Consider the following 16619-nt stretch of genomic DNA (forward strand, 5'->3'; position numbering starts at 1 on the left):
CCATGGTGAATCCGATCGAAACGCCCGTGCCGCGCGAAGAGCCCACGACGTACGAAGGGCCCGCGTCGCACGAAGAGCCCGCGTCGCGTGAAGAGCCCGCGTCGCCCGCCGGGGCCTCCTCGGCCGACGGTCTGGAGCCGTTCGAGCTGGCCTTTCCCGGGCCGCTGCGCGACGCCCTGGTCGCGGCGGTGCTCGCGGGCGCGAAGACGGCGACCACCGGGCTGCTCGCCGCCCATGAGGCGGAGAACGAGCCACTGCCCACGGCCGGACAGCGGTCCGCCCTGGTGGACTCGGGCGGCCGGCCCGTCGCGATCGTCGAGACCACGGACGTACGCGTGCTGCCGCTCGGCGAGATCGATCTGCGGCACGCGCGCGACGAGGGCGAGGGCTATGAGTCCGTCGGCCAGTGGAGGGCCGCGCACGAGGAGTTCTGGCACAGCGCTGAGCTGCGTGAACTCCTCGGCGATCCGGGGTTCACCGTCGACGACACCACGATGGTCGTGGCCGAGCGGTTCGAGGTCGTACGACGGCTGCACTGACAGCCTGCGCGCCGCCGGCCACCGCGTGGACCGTTCCTGGCACCCGCTCCCGACACCCGCCCCTGACGCCCGCCCCGCTTGCCCCTACCCCACCGCCTTCGCCGCCGCGCGGCCCGCTGCCCGGCCGGAGAACAGGCAGCCGCCCAGGAACGTGCCCTCCAGGGAGCGGTAGCCGTGGACTCCGCCGCCGCCGAAGCCTGCGGCCTCACCGGCCGCGTACACGCCCGGCAGCGGATCGCCGCCCTCGGTGAGGACCCTGGAGCTCAGATCGGTCTCCAGACCGCCGAGGGTCTTGCGGGTCAGGATGTTGAGGCGGACGGCCACCAGCGGGCCCGCCTTCGGGTCGAGGATGCGGTGCGGCGCGACGGTGCGGATCAGCTTGTCGCCGAGGAACTTGCGGGAGCCGCGCATCGCGGTGACCTGCAGGTCCTTGGTGAAGGGGTTGGCGATCTCCCGGTCGCGCGCGACGATTTCACGGCGCAGCTCGGCCTCGTCGATGAGCGGCTCTTTGGTGAGGGCGTTCATGCGGCGCACCAGCGAGGTGAGGTCGCTCTCCACGATGAAGTCGCTGCCGTGGTCCATGAACGACTTCACCGGGCCCGGTACGTCCGCCCGTGCCCGCCCGATGACATCGCGCACCGACTTGCCCGTGAGATCGGGGTTCTGCTCGGAGCCGGAGAGCGTGAACTCCTTGCCGATGATGCGCTTGTTGAGCACGAACCAGGTGTAGTCGTACCCCGAGTGCATGATGTGGTCGAGCGTGCCGAGGGTGTCGAACCCGGGGAACAGCGGCACGGGCAGGCGCTTGCCCCGCGCGTCCAGCCACAGGGACGACGGGCCGGGCAGGATGCGGATGCCGTGCCGGTTCCAGATCGGATTCCAGTTTTCGATGCCCTCGGTGTAGTGCCACATGCGGTCGCGGTTGATGATGCGGCCGCCGGCGTCCTCGGCGATCCCGAGCATCAGGCCGTCGACGTGCGCGGGGACGCCCGAGAGCATCTTGGCGGGCGGAGTACCGAGGCGCTCGGGCCAGTTGGCGCGTACGAGATCGTGGTTGCCGCCGATACCGCCCGAAGTGACGATCACCGCCTGGGCCTTGAGCTCGAACGCGCCGGTGACGGTACGGCTGCTCCCCTGCCCGCGCTCGATGCCGGACGGTTCGAGGACCTCGCCGGAGACCGTGTCGACCGCGCCGGCGCTGCGCGTGAGCCCGGTGACCCGGTGGCGGAACCTCAGCTGCACCAGACCGCGTGCGACGCCCTCCCGCACCCGGCGCTCGAAGGGCGCGACCAGGCCGGGCCCCGTGCCCCAGGTGATGTGGAACCTCGGCACCGAGTTCCCGTGCCCGGTGGCGTCGTAGCCGCCGCGCTCGGCCCAGCCGACGACCGGGAAGAACCGGACGCCCTGGCCGTACAGCCAGGACCGCTTCTCGCCGGCCGCGAAGTTCACATACGCCTCGGCCCACTTGCGGGGCCAGTGGTCCTCCTCGCGGTCGAAGGCAGCCGTGCCCATCCAGTCCTGCAGGGCAAGGGCATGGCTGTCCCTGATCCGCATCCGGCGCTGCTCGGGCGAGTCCACGAAGAACAGACCGCCGAACGACCAGTGCGCCTGGCCGCCGATCGACTGCTCGGGCTCCTGGTCGAGAAGGATCACCTTGCGGCCCGCGTCCACCAGCTCGGCGGTGGCCACCAGACCGGCGAGACCCGCCCCGATCACGATCACATCAGCGTCGTACGCCATGGTCATCCGTCCTGTTCGGCCGCTCGCTCCGGGCCCGGGCCCCGGTGCGCCGTCGGTGAGCTACTGGTGGGTCAGATCTTCGGGACGGATCCGCGGGGCGTCAACCGTCGCGCCCCGCCGGGCGGCGCCCCGTCCGGCTCCTGCGATCCCGTACGCCACACCCCTCCCGGTGGCACCGCGGACGGCCGTCCCGGTTCCGGCGGCGGAGAGGCGATCACAGGGGCACAGCGGCTATCGTCGCCGGGTCCGCCGTCGTCCCCCCTTGAGTCTGCTGCGGATCGTGTCAACTCCCGTGCCACCGAACGGTCTTGAGGTCTGCCCCGTGACCTTGCTCGTCTTCGTCTCCGCCGTGGGTGCGGCCTGCTGCCTCGGCCTCGGCTTCGTCCTGCAGCAGAGCGCCGCTCAGCACGCACCGCTCGGCGACTTCCTCTCCCCGCGCCTTCTGATCGACCTGGTCCGGGTGCCGAGCTGGCTGGCCGGGCTCGCCCTGATGATGTGCGGCACGGCCCTCGGGGCGCTGGCGCTGGCCTGGGGTGAGCTGTCCCTGGTCGAGCCGCTCCTCGCCACCCATCTGCTGTTCGCGATGGCGCTCTCGCGCTGGCGGACCCGGCAGCCGCTCGGCCGCCGTGGCTGGGGCGGCCTCGCGCTGCTCGCGGGCGGTGTGACGGCGTTCATCGTCGCGGGCGAACCGAGCGGCGGCGGCCACGACGCGGGTGCGCTCCGGCGCTGGCTGATCATCGGCGTCGTGGTGGGCGCGGCCCTGCTGCTCACCCTGTGTGCGCGGCGGCTGCGCCTGAGCCTCGGACCGGCCCTCCTCGCGCTCGCCGCCGGGCTGCTCTACGGCCTGCAGGACGCGCTCACCCGGGTCAGCGGGCAGCTGATGGCGGGCGGCGGCTGGTTCGCCCTCGTCTCGCACTGGCAGCCGTACGCCGTGCTCGTCCTCGGCCTGACCGGTCTGCTCCTGGTGCAGAGCGCCTTCGAGACGGCACCGCTGCGCAGCTCGCTGCCCGCCCTCACCGCCGCTCAGCCGCTGGCCGGGATCGCCTGCGGGGTCGGCTTCCTCGGCGACCGGCTGCGCTCCGACGCCGGTGCGATCACCTGGCAGTGCCTCGGGCTCGCGGCCGTCGTGACGGGAATCGTGCTCCTCTGCAGGCACCCGGCGATGCCCACGGGGCCGGCACCTCGCGAGCGTGCCGTGGCGCTCCAGGCGCGCTGAGCGGGCGTTGCCCGGCGAGCGGTCGGCGAACGGTGTCCGCGGCTGGACGCCGCGTGGGCCTTGCGGGTTGCATGGCGGCATGAGCGATGAGGACATCACCGAAGGCCAGAGCACCACCGAGGGCGTCGCGGAGGGTGGCGGAGAGAGCGTCGTGGAGAGCGACGCCTCCGGCAGGAACGCCGACGAGATCCTGGACATCGTCGACGAGCAGGACCGTGTCGTGGGGCAGTCACCGCGCGGTGAGGCCTACGCCAAGGGACTGCGCCATCGCTGCGCCTTCGTGCTCGCGCGCGACGGCGACGGCCGGATCTTCGTCCACCGGCGCACGCCGGAGAAGCTGGTCTTCCCTTCGCTGTACGACATGTTCGTCGGCGGTGTCGTCGGCGCGGGCGAGTCCTACGACACCGCGGCCCTGCGCGAGGCCGAGGAAGAGCTCGGGGTCAGCGGACTCCCGCAGCCCACACCGCTGTTCAAGTTCCTGTACGAGACCGATGAGCACAGCTGGTGGTCGTACGTCTACGAGGTCCGCTGCGAGCTGCCCGTCCACCCGCAGGCCGAGGAGGTCGCCTGGCACGCCTTCCTGCCCGAGGCCGAACTGACCCGCCGTCTCTCGGAGTGGCAGTGGGTACCCGACGGCCTGGCGGCGTACCGGCGGCTGCGGGAGTGGCGCGAGGAGTGAGGGGGCGACGCACGGCCGGCCGGGGGACGGGGGCGGCTGTCGCGCCGGAGGTGCGGGGGCGCCGGTAGGGTTCGGGGGGTGAGTGGGTTCGTTGAGGCGCTGCGGCTGTGGTTGTCGCCGGGGCGGGTACGGGAGCAGGGCGAGACGCCCGACTACCGCTTCTCGCTGGCCAATGAGCGGACCTTTCTCGCCTGGGTCCGCACCGCGCTCGCCCTTGTCGGCGGCGGCTTCGCCGTGGACCAGTTCCTGCCGGACCTGCGCTGGGGCTGGCGTGTGGGCCTTGCCCTCGCGCTGCTCGCGGTGGGTGCGATGTGCGCACTGCGGGCCGTGAACCACTGGGTGCGCTGCGAGCTGGCGATGCGGCGCGGCGAGGACCTTCCGGTGTCGCGCTTTCCCGCACTGCTGAGCCTCGCGGTCGGCGTGGTCGCGTTGATCATGGTCGCGGTGGTGCTCCTGGGGTGGGCCGACACGTGAGGCGCCCGCGGGCGGGGCGTCCATGAGCGGGAACGGGCCTCGGGCCACGGAAGCCGTACGCGATCCGGGACTTCAGCCGGAGCGCACCCGTCTCGCATGGCGGCGTACGACACTGTCGTGCACGGTCGCCGCCGTACTCGCGGGCAAGCAGGCGCTGCACAACGGCGCCACCCCGCTCGGCCTGCTCGCCGCGGCGCTCTCGCTGCTCCTGTGGCTGGCCTTCGTGGCGCTCGCCCACCGGCGCATCAGGGAACTGTCACAGGCCCGTCCGGGATCCATGCACCCGCGCACCGCCCTTGGCGCGGCGGCCTGCACGATCGCGCTCGCGGTCTTCGCGGTGGCCGTGGTGCGCTGAGGCCACCACCAGTGTGAGACGCCACCGCGGTGAGGCGCCACCGTGGTGAGGCGCCACCGCGGTGAGGCGCCACCGTGGTGAGGAGGCCCCGGACGCGGGACGCCACACCGGACTTAACGGGCATTCGGGACTAGCCTGGTGATGTCACCCACCCCGTGGAACCACACCGAAGGTGAGCAGCATGACCACCCTCCACCAGGAGCACCCCACTCACGAGCACACGCACGGTCCCGCCTGCGGCCACACGGAGGTACCGCACGGCGACCACGTCGACTACGCGCACGACGGGCATCTGCACCGCGAGCACTCCGGTCACTGGGACGAGTGCGAGCCCGCCGGGCACAGCACTCACGAGGGGCACGACCACACACACGGCGACGGCTGCGGCCACCCCGCGGTCACGCACGGCGACCATGTCGACTACGTCCACGACGGTCACCGGCACGCCGCCCACGAGGGGCACTGGGACGACCACTGAGTCACCCGCACCGCCCGCGCTTCCCCGGCCCGGGGCCAACTGGCAGGATCTGACCGACCAGTTGGACTCGGGACCCGGGGGGCGTCATGACCGCAGCGGAGCCGTACACCGTCGAGCTGGCCCCCGATGTGCACGCGTACGTCCAGCCGGACGGCGGCTGGTGCCTCAACAATGCGGGCTTCGTCAGCGACGGCAGCTCCACCGTCCTGATCGACACGGCCGCCACCGAGCACCGCGCCCGCGCCCTGAGCCGGGCCCTGACCGGGACCGGCGCCGCCCTGCCCGGCCATGTGATCAACACCCACCATCACGGCGACCACACCTACGGCAACTGCGTGTTCGCCGCCGGGGCGAGCGTCGTCTCGCACACCGACTGCCGCCGCGAGGCCCTGGCCGCCGGTGAGCATCTGCAGCTGGTGTGGCCGCAGACGGACTACGGCGACATACGCCTGCGGCACGCGGATCTGACGTACACCGACCGCATGACCCTGCACCGGGGCGGCACCGAGGTCGAGTTGATCCACCCGGGGCCCGCGCACACCGTCGGCGACTCCATCGTCTGGCTGCCGCACCGGCGGATCGTCTTCACCGGTGACCTGGTCTTCGAGGGCGGTACGCCGTTCGTTTTCATGGGCTCGCTCACCGGCTCCCTGCGCGCCCTCGACCTGCTGCGCGAACTCGGCGCGACCACCGTGGTGCCCGGCCACGGACAGATCACCGACCCCGGGGTGTACGACCGCGTGGAGCGCTATCTGCGCTTCATCGGCGAGACCGCACAGAAGTCGCGTGCCGCCGGGCTCACCCCGCTGCAGGCGGCACAGCGGACCGATCTCGGGGCCTTCGCCGAGCTGCGCGAGAGCGAGCGCCTGGTCGCCAATCTGCATCGCGCGTACGCCGAGCTCGACGGGCTCGCGCCTGGCTCCGGTATCGAACTGGTCGCCGGGTTCGGCGACATGGCCGTGCTCAACGGCGGGCAGATGGTGACCTGCCACGCCTGAGCCGGGTCGGGCGGGCGAGTCCGGTCCGGTCGCTTCGCGTGAGAGAGTCCGCTCGCTTCGAGCGGGAGATTCCGGTCGCTCGAGCGGGAGAGTCCGGTCACTTTCGGTCGGCGGGGTGGACGGCATACCGACTGGTCGGCATGATACTCACCGGAGTCAACACACAGGGAGCGAAGCATGGGCTCAGACCAGCAGCCTCCGGGCCTCGATCTCGACGCACTGCGCGGCCATCTGGAGCGCGAACGGCCCGGACTTGTGCGCGGACCGCTCGAGGGGCGGCTGATCGAGGGCGGGCGTTCGAACCTGACGTACGCCGTGAGTGACGGCACGTCGCGCTGGGTGGTGCGGCGGCCGCCGCTCGGGCACGTCCTGGCCACCGCGCACGACATGAAGCGTGAGCACCGGGTGATCAGCGCGCTGCACCCGACGGCGGTGCCGGTGCCCGAGCCGCTGCTGCTGTGCGAGGACGACTCGGTCGTCGGGGCGCCCTTCTACGTCATGGAGTTCGTGGACGGAACGCCGTACCGCACCGCCGACGAGCTCGCCACGATCGGCCCGGAGCGCACCCGCGCCGCCTGCCTCGGCCTGGTGGACACACTGGTCGAGCTGCACGCGGTGAACCCGGAGGCGGTGGGCCTCGCGGACTTCGGCCGACCCGAGGGCTTCCTCGACCGGCAACTGCGGCGCTGGGGCAAGCAGTTGGACGCCTCCCGCAACCGTGAGCTGGCCGGGATCGACGAGCTGCACGCCGCACTCGGCCGGGATCTGCCGCACTCTCCCGCCGCCACCGTCGTGCACGGCGACTACCGGCTCGACAACGTCCTGGTCGACGGGGACGAGCGGATCACCGCCATCCTCGACTGGGAGATGTCGACGCTCGGCGATCCGCTCACCGACCTGGGCCTGCTCGCGATGTACAGCGCACGCCTCGAGATGCCGGACTCCCCCATCTCCACGACCGCTTCGGCCGCCGGCCACCCCTCGGCACAAGAGCTGATCGAGCGGTACGCGCAGGGCTCGGGGCGCGATGTCTCGGCCGTCTCCTGGTACACGGCGTTCGCCTGGTTCAAGCTCGCCGTGATCCTGGAGGGCATCCACTACCGCTACACGCTCGGGCAGACCGTCGGCGCCGGCTTCGACCGCATCGGGGAGCTGGTCCCGCAGTTCATCGACCACGGCCTGACCACCCTCCAGGAAGGCTGACCCGCCATGGACTTCGCTTTCGACGCCCGTACCGAGGAACTGCGCGCCAAGCTGCTCGCCTTCATGGACGAGCACGTGTATCCCGCGCAGCCCGTCATGCGTGAGCAGCACGCACAGCTCGACTCCCCCTGGCAGACCCCGCAGATCGTCGAGGACCTGAAGGCCGAGGCGCGCAGGCAGGGCCTGTGGAATCTCTTCCTGCCGGACGCGGAGCACGGCGCCGGGCTCACCAATCTGCAGTACGCGCCGCTCGCCGAGATCACCGGGCGCGCACCGCAGCTGGCGCCGACCGCGCTGAACTGCGCGGCGCCCGACACCGGCAACATGGAGGTGCTCGCACAGTTCGGCAGCGAGCAGCAGAAGAAGCAGTGGCTGGAGCCGCTGCTCGCCGGTGAGATCCGCTCGGCGTTCGCGATGACCGAGCCCGAGGTGGCCTCGTCGGACGCGACGAATATCGAGACCCGGATCGCGCGCGACGGCGACGAGTACGTCATCACCGGCCGCAAGTGGTACATCTCCGGCGCGATGAACCCGAACTGCAAGATCTTCATCGTGATGGGCAAGACCGACCCCGAGGGCGCCGACGTACGCCGGCAGCAGTCCATGGTGCTCGTCCCGCGCGACACCCCGGGCGTCGAAGTACGCCGCGCGATGCAGGTGTACGGCTACGAGGACCACTGGCACGGCGGCCACGCCGAGGTCGTCTTCGACCACGCGCGCGTGCCCGTGTCGAACCTCATCGGCGAGGAGGGCGGCGGTTTCGCCATCGCCCAGGCACGGCTCGGCCCCGGCCGGATCCACCACTGCATGCGCCTGATCGGCATGGCCGAGCGCGCCATCGAGCTGATGTGCCGCCGTGCCGTCTCGCGTACGTCGTTCGGCAAGCCGCTCGCCCAGCAGGGGGTCGTACAGGAATGGATCGCGGACGCGCGGGTCGCGGTGGAGCAACTGCGTCTGCTGGTCCTGAAGACCGCCTGGCTGATGGACACCGTCGGCAACAGGGGCGCGCACACCGAGATCCAGGCCATCAAGATCGCGACGCCGCGCACCGTCGTCGACATCATCGACCGCGCGGTGCAGCTGCACGGCGCGGGCGGGGTGAGCCAGGACTTCCCGCTGGCCGAGCTGTGGGCCGGGGCGCGCACCCTGATGCTCGCGGACGGCCCCGACGAGGTGCACCAGCGCTCGCTGGCGCGGCGGGAGTTGAAGCAGTACCTGTGACGCGCCTTGAGGCCTGAGCGGTACGCCGTCAACCGGTAACGGTGTGGCGGGCCGCTCAGGGGCGCAGGGTCCGCAGCAGCAGATCGGCCAGGTGGTCGGCGAGCTGCTGCGGGGCGAGCGGGCCGTCGGGGCGGTACCAGGTGGAGAGGTGGTGGACGGAGCCGAAGTGGTAGTCCACCACCAGGTCGGCCGGTGTCTTCGTGGAGAAGATGCCGGCCTTCTGGCCCTCTTCGACCAGGGCACGGAAGCGCTCGTGGTAGCGGCGCCGCTCGGCGCGCACCTGCTTGTTCTTCTCCGGGCTCAGATGGTGCATGGAGCGGAAGAAGATCGCGGCGTCGTCGAGATTGTCGATGGTGGTCACGACCACGTCGGCGGCCGCGTCCCGCAGCCGCTGCTCCACCGGCGCGTCCGCGCCCGCGAAGGCGTCCAGGCGCTCCTGCTGGAGCCGCAGCACGCGCGCGTAGACCTCGTGCAGGAGGTCTTCCTTGGAGCCGAAGTAGTGGTAGAGCGCACCCTTGGTGACACCCGCCGCCTCGACGATCTCCTGCACCGATGTGCGGTCGTAGCCCTGCTCGGCGAAGAGCCGGGTGGCGGCGGCCAGGAGCCGCTGCGGGACGGGCGTGCTGTCGCCGGAGTCCGTCACCTTGGCCATGGCCGCCACCTTCCTTTCGTGCGTACGCGGTGTTGCCGCGCGGGGAACCGTATGCGATCTACGGGCGGGAGCGCAGCTCCCGACGGAGGATCTTCCCACTGGTCGTCTTGGGCAACTCGGCGAGGACGTCTATCTCGCGCGGGTACTTGTACGCGGCCAGGCGTTCCTTGCAGTACGCGACCAGCTCGGCGGGTTCCGCGGCCGCACCCGGGCGGAGGCTGACGTAGGCCTTCACCGACTCGCCGCGGTAGGCGTCGGGGATGCCCACGACGGCCGCCTCGCGGACCCCGGGGTGGCCGTAGAGGACGTCCTCGACCTCGCGCGGCCACACCTTGAAACCGGACGCGTTGATCATGTCCTTCTTGCGGTCGACGACGTACAGCCAGCCGTCGGAGTCCATGAAGCCGATGTCGCCGGTGCGCAACTCGCCGTCGGGGAAGCCCTCCTGGGTGGCCTCGGGACGGCGCCAGTAGCCGGGCACGACCTGCGGGCCGCGCACGGCGATCTCGCCCTGCTCGCCGAAGGGCACGTCGTGGCCCTTCTCGTCGACGATCCTGACGACCGTCTCGGGGCCGGGCAGACCGACCGAGAGGGTGCCGGACGCCGGGTCGACGGGCGCCTCGTGCTCGGGCGGCACGGAGGCGCAGGGGGCGGTGCACTCGGTCAGGCCGTAGCCATTTCGGATGTACGGGCCGAAGGCGGCGCGGAACTTCTCCACCAGGGCGGGCGGCAGCGGTGCGCCGCCCGAGGAGATCACCAGGAAGGAGGCGAAGTGCTCGCGGGTGGCCGCCGGGTGCGCGGCCAGGGCCATGAAGGCGGTGGACGGGCCCACGGTGTACGCCGGCCGGTGCTCGGCGAAGGCGTCCAGGACGACGCCGGCCTCGAAGCGGTAGGACAGCACGAGCGTGCCCTTGTTCGCCACGCAGGCCGACAGCTGGCAGACCATGCCCGTGATGTGGAAGAGCGGGGCGAGCGCGAAGTACACGGCCCCTTCGGGGAGGGGGTGACCCGCGCGCTGCCGCTCCGCGTTGAACGTGATGTTCCCGTGCCGGTTCATGGCGCCCTTGGGGGTGCCGCTGGTCCCGGAGGTGTAGCTGATCAACGCCACGTCCTCGGCGGCCGGTTCGCGGCCCTCGGGCGCCTTCGTGCCCGCGCGGGCGACGGTCAGCAGATCCTCGGCGTCCGCGGCCTGCGGGAGCCGCTCGAAGCCGAGGACCCGCGCGTCGTTGCGGGTCTGCAGGTCGAGCTCGCAGGCGGTGAGGGTGATCCGCACCGGTGAGTCGGCCGCCGCGTCCCGCAGATAGCTCTCCCAGGCGCGGTCCGAGCAGATCAGGGCGGACACTTCGGCGTCGTGCAGGACGTGCTTGACCTCCCCCGACTTGTACATGGGGTTGACCGGGACGACGGCGGCGCCCGCCTTCCAGGCGCCGAGGAGCGCGAGCACGAAGTGCGGGGAGTTCTGCAGCATGATCGCCACACGGTCGCCCGGGCCGAGGCCGCGGGCGGCCAGATGACCGGCCACCGAGTCGCTCAGGGCGTCCGCCTCCGCGTACCCGAGGCGGCCGTCGAAGTAGGCGAGGGCGGTGCGCTGCGGGGCCTCGGCGGCCGCGGCGCGGAAGGCGTGCACCACGGACGGGGGCGGGTCGACCGGTGCGCGCTGGGCCTCGCTCAGACGCCCGAGCCAGGGCTTGTCGGCATACCTCACCGTCACTGGGCGGCCTCCCACTTCTGCTGGATGTGGTTCATGTTGTCCAGCCAACGATCAGGAGCGGCCGCGCGTGCCCCGTAGTAGTCGGCGACCGCGGGGTGCGGCAGGATCAGGAAGCGGCCCTCCTCGATGCCGTCGAACAGCGCGTCGGCGACGTCCTCGGGCTCGATCGCGGTGGGCGCGAGAACGAGCTCGCCCGCGGAGCCCGCAGCGGTGAGCATGTCGGTGCGCACACCCTGCGGGCAGATCGCGTGCACCTTGATGCCGCGGTGGCGGTAGGTGAGCGAGAGCCACTCGGCGAAGGCGTACGCGCCGTGCTTGGTGACGCTGTAGGGCGCCGCGCCCACCATCGTGAGCAGGCCCGCGGCGGACACCGTCGAGACGAAGCGGCCCTCACCGCGCTCCAGCCAGCCGGGGAGCAGGGCGCGCGCGGCCCGTACGTGGGCCATCACGTTGACGTCCCAGGCGTCGGCCCAGATCTGTTCGTCGGCGGCTTCGGTGCCGCCGGAGGCGAGGCCGGCGTTGGCGCAGTAGATGTCGATATGGCCGCCGAGCGCCACGCGCGCGTGGTCGACGATTTCGGAGGCGTCACCAGGGACGGCGATCCCGTCGATCTCCGCCGCGACGGCCTCCGCCTTCGCGGCGTCCAGGTCGTTGACGACGACCCTGGCCCCTTCGGCGGCGAATCTACGGGCCAGGGCGGCGCCGATGCCGCCGCCCGCTCCGGTGACGACAACTGCCTTGTCCTGCACGGTGTCCACCATCAGTCTCCATTCGAGTCCCGCCTCGACCGTGATCGCAGACTAACCAGTCGGTATGGAGCGGGGGAAGGGGGTGGCTCGGACGCTGTGCACCTGCCCTGTCTCCCGCGGCGCGGCTGTGTGATTTCCGCGGGGCGACCGTCCGGCTCCCGCGGCGCGGCCGACTGTGCCGGGTTCGTTCCCCGAGGCCCGGGGGCGCGCTAGCGTGCGTGCGCATGACAGTCGGTGCGAGCGCGGAGGTTACGTAATGAATGTGTCCAGACGGGTCCTGCTCGCGGCCACCACGGGGGCGCTCGCCGCGACCACCGCCGCCACGCCGGCCACGGCGGGCACGGGCCGAAGCGCGAGCGCGGGCACGGGCCGAAGCGCGAGCGCGGGCACGGGCGGGCGCCGCCTCCGGACCGGCTTCGAGCGGCTCGCGGCGGACGGCTACGCCCGGCTCGAAGGGCAGCGCGTCGGCATCGTCACCAATCCGACCGGGGTGACACGCGAGGTCCGGCACATCGTCGACGTCATGCACGCCGACGAACGCGTGAACCTGGTGGCCGTCTTCGGGCCCGAGCACGGCTTCCGCGGCACCGCGCAGGCGGGCGGCTCCGAGGGCCGCTACGACGACCCGGCGACCGGTCTTCCCGTCTACGACACCTACCAGAAGAGCGGGCAGCCGCTGGCCGATATCTTCACCGCATCCCGGGTCGACACGGTGCTCTTCGACATCCAGGACGTGGGCGCCCGCTTCTACACGTACATCTGGACGCTGTACGACTGCATGGTGGCCGCCCGGCTCGCGGGCAAGCGGTTCGTGGTCCTCGACCGGCCCAACCCGGTGACCGGGCGGGCGGCCCAGGGCCCGGTCCTGCACAAGGAGTTCGCGACCTTCGTGGGGCGCGAGCCGATCTCCCAGGCGCACGGCATGACGGTCGCCGAGCTGGCCCGGCTGTTCAACAAGGAGTTCCTGGAGCGGCCCGTCGAACTCGACACCGTCCTGATGTCGGGGTGGCGGCGCAGCGAGTTCTACGACGCCTCCGGGCTTCCGTGGGTGCCGCCGAGCCCCAATATGCCGACGCCCGACACCGCGCTCGTGTACGCGGGGACCTGTCTCTTCGAGGGCACCAATCTCTCCGAAGGCCGGGGCACCACGCGGCCGTTCGAACTGCTCGGCGCCGAGGGAATCGACCGCAAGTGGGCCGAGGCGGCGGGCGCGCTCGATCTGCCGGGGGTGCACTTCAGAGAGGCGTATTTCGCGCCCACCTTCTCCAAGTTCCAGGGCAAGACCATCGGCGGCGTCCAGCTCCATGTGCACGACCGCGTGGCGTTCGACGCCGTACGCACCGGGATCGCGCTCCTGGTGACGGCGAAGAAGGTGTGGAGCGGCTTCGCCTGGCGCAGCGACAACTGGATCGACAAGCTCACCGGGTCGACACAGGTGCGGACGATGATCGACGCGGGGGCGGGCACGGACGACGTGGTGGCCGCCTGGCAGGAGGAGCTGGCGGCGTTCCGTGCGATGCGCGGGAAGTACCTCGCCTACCGCTGACACCGCACACACCGACGCCACACCCGCCGACGCCACACCGGCTGACACCACACCGGCTGACACCACACCGCCGACGTCTCACGATGCAGGACGCGGCGTCCCATCTATTGACTGTACGCTGCACGGATCGCCACAGTTCCGTCGTGCTCAAAGATGACCCCACCCCCACTTCAAGCGCGACGGACACCGCCACCGGCGCGGGCGAGAGCCCGGAGAGCCTGCGCCGCGTGGCGGTCGCCAGCTTCATCGGTACCGCCATCGAGTTCTACGACTTCTACGTCTACGGAACCGCCGCGGCGCTCGTACTCAACGAGGCCTTCTTCCCGAACCTCTCACCGGTCAACGGCACCCTGGCGTCGTTCTCCACCTATGCGGTGGCCTTCGCCGCCCGGCCGCTCGGTTCGCTGGTCTTCGGGCACTTCGGCGACCGGGTCGGGCGCAAGTCCGTACTCGTCGCCTCGCTGCTCCTCATGGGGCTCTCCACGGCGTTCGTGGGTCTGCTTCCCGGCTACGGCACCTGGGGCATCTGGGCGCCGCTGACCCTTGTGCTGCTGCGCTTCCTGCAGGGCGTGGGGCTCGGCGGCGAGTGGGGCGGTGCGGCGCTGCTCGCCGTGGAGCACGCGCCGCGCGGACGGCGCGGGATGTTCGCGGCCTTCCCCCAACTCGGGCCTTCCGTCGGGTTCTTCGCGGCCACCGGGATCTTCTGGCTGCTCTCCGCGGTCCTCGACGACGCGGCGTTCCGCAGCTGGGGCTGGCGCATTCCGTTCCTGCTGTCGTTCCTGCTGGTGGCCGTCGGGCTCTTCGTCCGCCTGAAGATCAGCGAAACCCCGGTGTTCTCCCGGGTGATGGCCGCGCAGGACGCCAGCAGGGCGCCCGCGCTCGAGGTGTTCAAGCGGCATCCGCGGGAGCTGCTGTTCGGCGCGGGCGGCATGGTCGTCGCGTACGGGCTCTTCTATACGGCGACCACTTACTGCCTGGCGTACGGCACCAACACCCTCGGTGTCTCGCGGAACTTGATGCTGGGCCTGTCCATGGTGGCCTGTCTGTTCCTGGCCGCGGGCACCTGGCTGGCCGCGACCCGTTCCGATGCCGGCGGGCGGCGCAAGCTGATTCTCGGGGGCACGGGCCTCGCGGTGGTGTGGGGGCTCGTGCTGTTCCCGCTGATGGACACCGAGCAGCCGGTGCTGATGGCGGTGGCGCTCGGCGGGACGCTGTTCTGCATGGGCGTGGTGTACGGACCCATGGGCGCCTATCTGCCGGAGCTGTTCGGCGCCCGGGTGCGCTACTCGGGCGCCTCCCTCGCCTACAACCTGGGCGGCGTGGCGGGCGGTGCGGTGGCCCCGCTGGTCGCGACCCGGCTGCAGTCGGCGTTCGGCTCGGCGGCGGTCGGCTGGTACGTCAGCGCCATGGCCGTGGTATCGCTGCTCTGCGTGCTCGCGCTGCCGGAGACACGGGAGCGCGAGCTCGGCTAGGCGGCGTTCGCCCGCCCACGACTGATGCGGCCCGCCGTACCCCCGGCCTGGGGAAAACCCCAGGGAAGGTGTGCGGCGGGCTTCATGGTGCGGCCTCCGCCCGCGGGCCAGGCTTGATTCATGCACTCCAACTCACCTCCCACACCCGGCACTTCACTGCGACTCCCCAGAGCGGTACTGGTCCTGCTGCTGGTCGTGGCCTGTCTCGGCCCCCTCCTCGCGGCAGGCCCGGCGCGGCCGGCGCACCGCACCGGCGGGGGCGACGCCGCGGCCGTACGGGCCCTCGCGCAGTCCGCGCGGCCGCTGACCTCCACCACGCCCGGCGCACCCGGGGCCGATCTGCGGCCGCTCGACCGGATGATCGGCACGGCGCGGATCGTGGGCCTCGGCGAGGCCACCCACAACTCCGGCGAGTTCTTCCGCATGAAGCACCGCGTCTTCAAGCACCTGGTCGAGAAGAAGGGCTTCACGACCTTCGCCCTGGAGGCCAACTGGAGCGCGGGACTGCGGCTCAACGACTATGTGCTGCACGGCAGGGGCGACCTCGACCGGATCATGCGCGAGGAGTTCCAGAACGCGTACCTGATGTGGAACGTACGGGAGTACCGCGAGCTCATCGAGTGGATGCGGGCCCACAACCGCACCCACGACCGCAAGGTCCAGTTCATGGGCAACGACCTGGGATACGCGGGCCCGGTCCTCTTCGACACGGTCGAGCGGTACGTCGCCGCGCACTACCCGCGCCTGGCACCGGAGTTCGAGAAGCTCTACCGCGCGTCCCGGCCCACCGCGGGCGTCGAGGAGACGATGTCGGCGTATCTGCGCAAGCCCCTGCCCGAGCGCCGGGCGATGGGCGCCCAGGTCGAGCGGGCCTACGACCTGCTCGCGCGGCAGCGGCCCGGCGCCGGACGCGAGGAGCACGCCTGGGTGCTCCAGCACGCCCGGGTGATCGCCCAGGTCGGCAAGGAGTACACGTACGACCTCTTCGACGACGAAGAGGTGGCCGACGCCATGCGCCACCGCGACGAGGCCATGGCCCGGAACACGGCGTGGTGGCAGCGGCACACCGGGCACCGCATGCTGCTCTCCGCGCACAACGGCCATGTGGGCCTGGAGACCAGCGACCCGGCGCACTACCCGAAGCTGCAGGGCGAGTTCCTGCGGGAACTGGTCGGCGACGGCGCGCACGGCGGCTACGTCAGCATCGGATTCACCTTCGGCCAGGGCTCGTTCAACGCCAACGACCTCACGGACCCGAAGGAGCCGATCCGTACCTTCACCGTGGGGCCCGCCGCCCAGGGCAGCAATGAGCGGACACTGGAACGGGTGGCGCGCGGCGACTACTACCTGGATCTGCGCACGGCGCCGGCCGCAGCCCGTGCGTGGCTCGGGGTGGCACGGCCGACACGCTCCATCGGCACCGCATGGCCGGCCGAGCCCGAACCGGTGCGCCTGGGCGCCACGTTCGACGTGCTGGTCCATCTGCACCGGATCACCGCGGCGGACCGCCTCTGAGGACCGCGGCGGACCGCCTCTGAGGCGCCACGCGGACCCTTCGGGTACTGGCCATTCCCCCGGGGCCGCAG

At 71.6% G+C, this 16619-nt stretch carries 16 protein-coding genes; 12 read left to right on the forward strand and 4 right to left on the reverse strand.

Annotation, left to right across the window (positions count from 1 at the left end; translation table 11 throughout):
* The first annotated feature begins 2 nt into the window (after window positions 1–2).
* The gene (locus ACFQVC_RS21855) at window positions 3–539 is read left to right on the forward strand and encodes an ASCH domain-containing protein (RefSeq protein ID WP_381832709.1); all 537 of its coding nucleotides are present in this window, start codon (window positions 3–5) and stop codon (window positions 537–539) included.
* A gap of 84 nt (window positions 540–623) precedes the next feature.
* Here the strand turns inward: ACFQVC_RS21855 and ACFQVC_RS21860 are convergent, their stop codons facing one another.
* Window positions 624–2279: an FAD-binding dehydrogenase gene (locus tag ACFQVC_RS21860; RefSeq protein ID WP_381832712.1), complete on the reverse strand. Its 1656-nt coding sequence runs from the start codon at window positions 2277–2279 to the stop codon at window positions 624–626.
* Window positions 2280–2601: 322 nt separating this feature from the next.
* Here ACFQVC_RS21860 and ACFQVC_RS21865 point away from each other — a divergent pair, with 322 nt between their 5' ends.
* The 8 genes from ACFQVC_RS21865 (at window position 2602) to ACFQVC_RS21900 (ending at window position 8903) form a co-directional block, all read left to right on the forward strand.
* Complete coding sequence (locus ACFQVC_RS21865; protein ID WP_381832715.1) at window positions 2602–3495, forward strand: DMT family transporter; 894 nt, start codon at window positions 2602–2604, stop codon at window positions 3493–3495.
* 79 nt (window positions 3496–3574) lie between these two features.
* Window positions 3575–4174 (forward strand): NUDIX hydrolase, encoded by a 600-nt coding sequence (locus tag ACFQVC_RS21870; protein ID WP_381832718.1) that lies wholly within the window; start codon window positions 3575–3577, stop codon window positions 4172–4174.
* Window positions 4175–4252: 78 nt separating this feature from the next.
* Window positions 4253–4648: a YidH family protein gene (locus tag ACFQVC_RS21875; protein ID WP_381832721.1), complete on the forward strand. Its 396-nt coding sequence runs from the start codon at window positions 4253–4255 to the stop codon at window positions 4646–4648.
* 22 nt (window positions 4649–4670) lie between these two features.
* Window positions 4671–5003: a DUF202 domain-containing protein gene (locus tag ACFQVC_RS21880; RefSeq protein ID WP_381832724.1), complete on the forward strand. Its 333-nt coding sequence runs from the start codon at window positions 4671–4673 to the stop codon at window positions 5001–5003.
* 181 nt (window positions 5004–5184) lie between these two features.
* Entirely contained in the window at window positions 5185–5481 is a 297-nt protein-coding gene (locus ACFQVC_RS21885; protein WP_381832727.1) for a hypothetical protein, read from the forward strand.
* Window positions 5482–5567: 86 nt separating this feature from the next.
* Window positions 5568–6479 carry an MBL fold metallo-hydrolase gene (locus ACFQVC_RS21890; RefSeq protein WP_381832730.1) on the forward strand — a complete coding sequence of 304 codons (912 nt, stop codon included), beginning with the start codon at window positions 5568–5570 and terminating at the stop codon, window positions 6477–6479.
* A gap of 177 nt (window positions 6480–6656) precedes the next feature.
* On the forward strand, window positions 6657–7682 hold the full coding sequence (locus tag ACFQVC_RS21895; protein ID WP_381832733.1) for a phosphotransferase family protein: 1026 nt from the start codon (window positions 6657–6659) through the stop codon (window positions 7680–7682).
* A gap of 6 nt (window positions 7683–7688) precedes the next feature.
* Entirely contained in the window at window positions 7689–8903 is a 1215-nt protein-coding gene (locus ACFQVC_RS21900; protein WP_381832736.1) for an acyl-CoA dehydrogenase family protein, read from the forward strand.
* Window positions 8904–8958: 55 nt separating this feature from the next.
* Here the strand turns inward: ACFQVC_RS21900 and ACFQVC_RS21905 are convergent, their stop codons facing one another.
* Genes ACFQVC_RS21905 through ACFQVC_RS21915 form a run of 3 tightly spaced genes read right to left on the reverse strand, consistent with a single transcriptional unit; the run spans window position 8959 to window position 12027 of the window.
* Window positions 8959–9555: a TetR/AcrR family transcriptional regulator gene (locus tag ACFQVC_RS21905; protein WP_381832739.1), complete on the reverse strand. Its 597-nt coding sequence runs from the start codon at window positions 9553–9555 to the stop codon at window positions 8959–8961.
* Between the two features lie 58 nt (window positions 9556–9613).
* The gene (locus tag ACFQVC_RS21910; protein ID WP_381832742.1) at window positions 9614–11266 is read right to left on the reverse strand and encodes an AMP-binding protein; all 1653 of its coding nucleotides are present in this window, start codon (window positions 11264–11266) and stop codon (window positions 9614–9616) included.
* Window positions 11263–12027: an SDR family oxidoreductase gene (locus ACFQVC_RS21915; RefSeq protein ID WP_381832745.1), complete on the reverse strand. Its 765-nt coding sequence runs from the start codon at window positions 12025–12027 to the stop codon at window positions 11263–11265. The genes ACFQVC_RS21910 and ACFQVC_RS21915 overlap by 4 nt, the downstream gene beginning before the upstream one ends.
* Window positions 12028–12271: 244 nt before the next feature.
* Between ACFQVC_RS21915 and ACFQVC_RS21920 the strand changes: the two genes are divergently transcribed.
* From ACFQVC_RS21920 to ACFQVC_RS21930, 3 genes are all read left to right on the forward strand, one after another.
* Window positions 12272–13561, forward strand: coding sequence for an exo-beta-N-acetylmuramidase NamZ family protein (locus ACFQVC_RS21920; protein ID WP_381832748.1), 1290 nt, complete (start codon window positions 12272–12274; stop codon window positions 13559–13561).
* A 218-nt stretch (window positions 13562–13779) separates the two neighbouring features.
* The gene (locus ACFQVC_RS21925) at window positions 13780–15033 is read left to right on the forward strand and encodes an MFS transporter (RefSeq protein ID WP_381833157.1); all 1254 of its coding nucleotides are present in this window, start codon (window positions 13780–13782) and stop codon (window positions 15031–15033) included.
* Window positions 15034–15153: 120 nt separating this feature from the next.
* Complete coding sequence (locus ACFQVC_RS21930; protein WP_381832751.1) at window positions 15154–16548, forward strand: erythromycin esterase family protein; 1395 nt, start codon at window positions 15154–15156, stop codon at window positions 16546–16548.
* The last annotated feature ends 71 nt before the right edge of the window (window positions 16549–16619 follow it).

The organism is Streptomyces monticola (assembly GCF_042665355.1).
Lineage (GTDB): Bacteria > Actinomycetota > Actinomycetes > Streptomycetales > Streptomycetaceae > Streptomyces > Streptomyces monticola.